This window comes from Pseudomonas sp. AGC41, assembly GCF_057334555.1.
In genome coordinates, this window is record NZ_JBHFJB010000115.1 from 74,187 (window position 1) to 80,466 (window position 6,280).

Consider the following 6,280-nt stretch of genomic DNA (forward strand, 5'->3'; position numbering starts at 1 on the left):
ACCCAAGGGTCTCCCTTTTTCATGCCGCTTGGCTTTCAGTCGAACATGCCGAACGTCATGTAGCTGAACCAGGAGCGATCGCTGGATTCGCTTTCAGGCTCTTCTTCTTCGATCACGTCGCCATTTTCGTCCTTGGGCTTGAGCTCGTTCGGAATGGCTTCCTTGGCGTCCTGGAACTGACGCTGGACGTCCTGGTTGGCGCGGGTTTCACCCGGCGGCAGCGGTGGACGGGACTCGATCAGGCCGAGGGTCGCCTTGCTCAGCCACGAACGGTTGTCGGCTTCATCGACCCGCGGGGTGAACTGGCCATCGACCAGCGATGGGTGATCAGGGTAGTTCAGCTTCAGGGTTTCCAGGCTGGTGGCCGCGAGCTCATCCAGGTGCAGGCGCTGGTAGGCCTCGGTCATGACAGCCAGGCCATCGCCCACCGATGGGGTTTCCTGGAAGTTTTCCACCACGTAGCGGCCACGGTTGGCAGCGGCGACGTAGGCCTGGCGGGTCAGGTAGTAGTCCGCCACGTGGATTTCGTAGGACGCCAGCAGGTTGCGCAGGTAGATCATGCGCTGCTTGGCATCAGGCGAATAGCGGCTGTTGGGGAAGCGGCTGGTCAGCTGGGCGAACTCGTTGTAGGAGTCGCGCGCGGCGCCCGGGTCACGCTTGGTCATGTCCAGCGGCAGGAAGCGCGCCAGCAGGCCGACGTCCTGGTCGAAGGAAGTCAGACCCTTGAGGTAGTAAGCGTAATCGACGTTCGGGTGCTGCGGGTGCAGACGAATGAAGCGCTCGGCGGCGGACTTGGCAGCTTCCGGCTCGGCGTTTTTGTAGTTGGCGTAGATCAGCTCCAGCTGCGCCTGGTCGGCGTAGCGACCGAACGGATACCGTGACTCCAACGCCTTGAGCTTGGCGGTGGCGCTGGTATAGCTGTTGTTGTCCAGGTCGTTCTGCGCCTGTTGGTACAGTTCGACTTCGCTCAGGTTTTCGTCTACGACTTCCTTCGACGAGCAAGCAGCAGTCAATGCGAGGATGGCGATCAGCAGCAGGTGTTTCACTTGCATGGCGGCTTGCGTCCCTATGACGGCCGCTGTCTTGGGCGGGGCCGTCCTGTTATGATGAGCGCCCCGTTGAAAGCCTCGGGGCAAAAGACGCCGTATTTAACCACAAGCGCGCAGCCGAAACCAAAGGCTGTGCCGACGCCCAGTCCGAGCATGTCCGATAAAATAGAACTTCGCGCAGAGGTGCCGTCCGAATTGGGCGGCCAACGCCTCGATCAAGTCGCCGCCCAACTCTTCGCCGAGCACTCGCGCTCGCGCCTTTCCGCCTGGATCAAGGACGGTCGCCTGACAGTGGACGGGGCGGTGATCCGTCCGCGCGACATCGTCCATGGCGGCGCCATCCTCGAACTGACCGCCGAGCAGGAGGCCCAGGGAGAATGGGTCGTCCAGGACATTGCCCTGGACATCGTCTACGAAGACGACGACATCCTGGTCATCAACAAGCCCGCGGGCCTGGTGGTCCACCCGGCGGCCGGGCACGCCGATGGCACCCTGCTCAACGCCTTGCTGCATCACGTGCCGGACATCATCAATGTGCCCCGCGCCGGGATCGTGCACCGCTTGGACAAGGACACCACCGGCCTGATGGTGGTCGCCAAGACCATCCAGGCGCAGACGCAGCTGGTCACACAGCTGCAAAGCCGTAGCGTCAGCCGCATCTATGAATGCATCGTGATCGGCGTGGTCACCGCCGGTGGCAAGATCAACGCACCGATCGGCCGTCACGGCCAGCAGCGCCAGCGCATGGCGGTGATGGAAGGTGGCAAGCAGGCGGTCAGTCACTACCGCGTGCTGGAGCGTTTTCGTTCGCACACGCATGTGCGGGTCAAGCTGGAAACCGGCCGGACCCACCAGATTCGCGTGCACATGGCCCATATCAACTTCCCGTTGGTGGGTGACCCGGCCTATGGCGGTCGCTTCCGCATTCCGCCGGCCGCCAGCCAGACCATGGTCGAATCGTTGAAGAATTTCCCGCGCCAGGCGTTGCACGCGCGTTTCCTGGAGCTGGACCACCCGACGACCGGTAAGCGCATGAGCTGGGAGTCGCCGTTGCCGGATGACTTCGTCTGGCTGCTGACGCTGCTCAAGCAGGATCGCGAGGCGTTCATCGGATGAGTGACCGGCTGATACCCGACTGGCCCGCGCCGGCCCGGGTCAAGGCCTGTGTCACCACCCGCGAGGGCGGCGTCAGCCTGGCGCCGTTCGACAGCCTCAATCTTGGCGACCATGTGGGTGACGACCCTGCGGCCGTTGCCGAAAACCGGCGTCGCCTCACCGATCAGTTCGTCATGCGTCCGGCCTGGCTGCAGCAAGTCCACGGAATCAATGTGGTCAAGGCTGATCCGGCCCACGTCGTCAGCGCCGATGCCAGTTGGAGCACCACGCCGGGCGTCGCCTGTACGGCGATGACCGCGGATTGCCTGCCGGTACTGTTCTGCAATCGTGCCGGCACCCATGTCGCGGCAGCGCATGCCGGTTGGCGGGGGCTGGCGAACGGGGTGCTGGAAGCTACGCTCGACAGTCTGCGGCAACCCAGCGAAGAGATTCTCGCCTGGCTCGGCCCGGCCATTGGCCCGCAAGCCTTTGAGGTCGGCCCGGAGGTGCGGGAGGCCTTCACCGTTCATTTGCCGTCAGCGGCCCAGGCCTTTGCGCCCAGCCCCAATGCCGGAAAATTTCTCGCAGACATCTACGCATTGGCACGGCTACGCCTGGCGGCACGCGGCGTAACGGCGGTCTATGGTGGCGGTTTTTGCACCGTGACCGATCCGCGCTTCTTTTCCTACCGGCGCAATCCGCGCACCGGTCGTTTCGCCTCCCTGATCTGGCTTGAACGCTAGACTCCCCTGATCTGTATCAACAGCGCGCTGCTTGAATCTTCCAGAATCGACCACATCTATAGCGGTATCTGGCAGGTTTCTTCATTCAGGATGTTTCTTAGGTCCGGCCTGCTCAAAAGGAAGGTGACCCATGCGTATTGACCGTTTAACCAGCAAATTACAATTGGCCCTGTCCGACGCCCAGTCTCTGGCCGTCGGCCTGGACCATCCCGGTATCGAACCGGCGCACTTGATGCAGGCCATGCTCGAACAGCAGGGCGGCTCCATCAAGCCACTCCTGATGCAAGTGGGCTTTGACGTCAACAGCCTGCGCAAAGAGTTGGCCAAAGAACTCGATCAATTGCCCAAGATCCAGAATCCAACCGGTGACGTGAACATGTCCCAGGATCTGGCGCGGCTGCTCAACCAGGCTGATCGCCTGGCCCAACAGAAGGGCGACCAGTTCATTTCCAGCGAACTGGTGCTGCTCGCCGCGATGGACGAGAACAGCAAGCTGGGCAAGTTGCTGCTCGGCCAGGGCGTAAGCAAGAAAGCCTTGGAAAATGCCATCAACAACCTGCGCGGCGGCGATGCGGTCAACGACCCCAACCACGAGGAAGCACGCCAGGCGCTGGACAAGTACACCGTCGACCTGACCAAGCGCGCCGAGGAAGGCAAGCTTGACCCGGTGATCGGCCGCGACGATGAAATTCGCCGCACCATCCAGGTCCTGCAGCGCCGCACCAAGAACAACCCGGTGCTGATCGGTGAACCTGGCGTGGGCAAGACCGCCATCGCCGAGGGCCTGGCCCAGCGCATCATCAATGGCGAAGTGCCCGACGGCCTGCGGGGCAAGCGCTTGCTGTCCCTCGACATGGGGGCGCTGATCGCTGGCGCCAAGTACCGCGGCGAATTCGAGGAACGGCTCAAGGCCTTGCTCAATGAACTGTCGAAGCAGGAAGGGCAGATCATTCTGTTCATCGACGAATTGCACACCATGGTCGGGGCCGGCAAGGGCGAGGGCTCGATGGACGCCGGCAACATGCTCAAGCCTGCGCTGGCCCGTGGCGAGTTGCATTGCGTTGGCGCGACCACGCTCAACGAATACCGCCAGTACATCGAGAAAGATGCGGCCCTGGAACGGCGCTTCCAGAAGGTGCTGGTGGAGGAGCCGAGCGAAGAAGACACCATCGCGATCTTGCGCGGCCTGAAGGAGCGCTACGAGGTCCACCACAAGGTGGCGATCACCGACGGCGCGATCATCGCGGCAGCGAAGCTCAGCCACCGCTATATTACTGACCGGCAATTGCCGGACAAGGCCATCGACCTGATTGACGAGGCCGCCAGCCGCATCCGCATGGAAATCGATTCCAAGCCAGAGGTCCTGGATCGTCTGGAGCGGCGTCTGATTCAGCTCAAGGTCGAGTCCCAGGCCCTGAAAAAAGAGAGCGACGAAGCGGCGAAGAAACGCCTGGAGAGGTTGCAGGAAGAAATCGTCCGGCATGAGCGCGAGTATTCCGATCTCGAAGAAATCTGGAATTCGGAGAAAGCCGAAGTCCAGGGCTCGGCGCAGATCCAGCAGAAGATCGAGCAGTCTCGCCAGGAACTGGAAGCGGCTCGCCGCAAGGGCGATCTCAACCGCATGGCCGAGCTGCAATACGGGGTGATCCCGGATCTTGAGCGCAGCTTGCAGATGGTCGACCAGCACGGCAAGAGCGAAAACCAGTTGCTACGCAGCAAGGTCACCGAAGAGGAAATCGCCGAGGTGGTTTCCAAGTGGACCGGCATTCCCGTATCGAAAATGCTTGAAGGCGAGCGCGACAAGCTGCTGAAGATGGAAAGCCTGTTGCACCAGCGCGTGATCGGCCAGGAAGAAGCCGTGGTGGCGGTCTCCAACGCCGTGCGTCGGTCCCGTGCCGGGTTGTCGGACCCTAACCGTCCGAGCGGCTCGTTCATGTTCCTCGGCCCGACCGGCGTGGGCAAGACCGAGCTGTGCAAGGCGCTGGCCGAATTCCTCTTCGATACCGAAGAGGCCATGGTGCGCATCGACATGTCCGAGTTCATGGAGAAACATTCCGTGGCCCGCTTGATCGGTGCGCCGCCAGGCTATGTCGGCTACGAAGAGGGCGGTTACCTGACCGAGGCCGTGCGGCGCAAACCCTACTCGGTGATACTGCTCGATGAGGTCGAGAAGGCCCACCCGGACGTGTTCAACATTCTCTTGCAGGTGCTTGAGGACGGTCGCCTGACTGACAGCCACGGCCGTACGGTGGATTTTCGCAACACGGTGATCGTGATGACCTCCAACCTGGGCTCGACGCAGATCCAGGAGCTGGTCGGCGATCGCGAGGCGCAACGCGCTGCGGTGATGGACGCGATTTCCACGCACTTCCGTCCCGAGTTCATCAACCGGGTGGACGAAGTGGTGATCTTCGAGCCGCTGGCCCGTGATCAGATCGCCGGTATTACCGAGATCCAGCTGGGTCGCCTGCGCAGCCGTCTCACCGAGCGTGAGCTGAAGCTGCAACTGAGCGATGAGGCCTTGGACAAGCTGATCGCGGTGGGTTACGACCCGGTCTATGGCGCACGGCCGCTGAAACGGGCCATCCAGCGCTGGATCGAAAACCCGTTGGCGCAGTTGATTCTGTCCGGCCGCTTCATGCCCGGCGAAACCGTGACCGGCACCGTGGAAAACGAGGAGATCGTCTTCAACTGAAAGCCGCAACAGCCGATGATTGAAATGGCCTCGCCTGGCGAGGCCATTTTTTTCATCAGGCCGTTGAACTCAAAGGAAAAGGCTTGTAAAGTGCGCCCCGCAGTACGTCACCCCAAGGGCGACTTCTCACTGGGAAGGAATCCAAAATAAGTTGCAAATCATTGTCTTGAAAGCAATTTAAAGGGTTGACAGAGGTTTTGAAGATTGTAGAATAGCGCGCCTCAGACACACGAACGCAGCGATGCAAACGGGTCGAAGAGGTTGCAGCAAGCTTCAACGCTGTAGCGGTAAATAGCAGTAACTTGAAATATCAGTTCCGTGATAGCTCAGTCGGTAGAGCAAATGACTGTTAATCATTGGGTCCCAGGTTCGAGTCCTGGTCACGGAGCCATTTCAATCGGGGTATAGCGCAGTCCGGTAGCGCGCCTGCTTTGGGAGCAGGATGTCAGGAGTTCGAATCCCCTTACCCCGACCATATTTGGGTCGTTAGCTCAGTTGGTAGAGCAGTTGGCTTTTAACCAATTGGTCGTAGGTTCGAATCCCACACGACCCACCATTTTTGAAACCAGTTCGCTGGAATCGAATCTTAAGATCAGAGGCCAAAAGCGCTGATCGAGGAAGGCGACTTGCGAAGGTCGCCTTTTTTTTACCGGGGTATAGCGCAGTCCGGTAGCGCGCCTGCTTTGGGAGCAGGATGT

At 60.9% G+C, this 6,280-nt stretch carries 4 protein-coding genes and 3 tRNA genes; 6 read left to right on the top strand and 1 reads right to left on the bottom strand.

What is annotated here, in order from left to right; translation table 11 throughout:
• Positions 1-35 precede the first annotated feature (35 nt).
• A complete protein-coding gene (locus ACE04F_RS19505) occupies positions 36-1,052 on the bottom strand; it encodes an outer membrane protein assembly factor BamD (protein ID WP_486109227.1) in 1,017 nt (338 codons plus the stop codon).
• A gap of 150 nt (positions 1,053-1,202) precedes the next feature.
• Between ACE04F_RS19505 and rluD the strand changes: the two genes are divergently transcribed.
• The 6 genes from rluD (at position 1,203) to ACE04F_RS19535 (ending at position 6,138) form a co-directional block, all read left to right on the top strand.
• Complete coding sequence (gene rluD / locus ACE04F_RS19510) at positions 1,203-2,165, top strand: 23S rRNA pseudouridine(1911/1915/1917) synthase RluD (RefSeq protein ID WP_486109229.1); 963 nt, start codon at positions 1,203-1,205, stop codon at positions 2,163-2,165.
• A complete protein-coding gene (pgeF, locus tag ACE04F_RS19515; RefSeq protein WP_486109231.1) occupies positions 2,162-2,887 on the top strand; it encodes a peptidoglycan editing factor PgeF in 726 nt (241 codons plus the stop codon). Before rluD ends, pgeF begins: the two co-directional genes overlap by 4 nt.
• Positions 2,888-3,017: 130 nt before the next feature.
• Positions 3,018-5,582, top strand: a complete 2,565-nt coding sequence (clpB, locus tag ACE04F_RS19520) for an ATP-dependent chaperone ClpB (RefSeq protein ID WP_486109233.1) — start codon at positions 3,018-3,020, stop codon at positions 5,580-5,582.
• A gap of 315 nt (positions 5,583-5,897) precedes the next feature.
• A tRNA-Asn gene (locus tag ACE04F_RS19525) sits at positions 5,898-5,973 on the top strand.
• Positions 5,974-5,980: 7 nt separating this feature from the next.
• Positions 5,981-6,057, top strand: a tRNA-Pro gene (locus tag ACE04F_RS19530).
• A 5-nt stretch (positions 6,058-6,062) separates the two neighbouring features.
• A tRNA-Lys gene (locus ACE04F_RS19535) sits at positions 6,063-6,138 on the top strand.
• Positions 6,139-6,280: the final 142 nt, after the last annotated feature.

Coding starts and splice junctions, on each gene's coding strand:
- ACE04F_RS19505 (WP_486109227.1), bottom strand. CDS start 1,052: ATGCAAGTGAAACACCTGCTGCTGATCGCCATCCTCGCATTGACTGCT.
- pgeF (WP_486109231.1), top strand. CDS start 2,162: ATGAGTGACCGGCTGATACCCGACTGGCCCGCGCCGGCCCGGGTCAAG.
- clpB (WP_486109233.1), top strand. CDS start 3,018: ATGCGTATTGACCGTTTAACCAGCAAATTACAATTGGCCCTGTCCGAC.
- rluD (WP_486109229.1), top strand. CDS start 1,203: ATGTCCGATAAAATAGAACTTCGCGCAGAGGTGCCGTCCGAATTGGGC.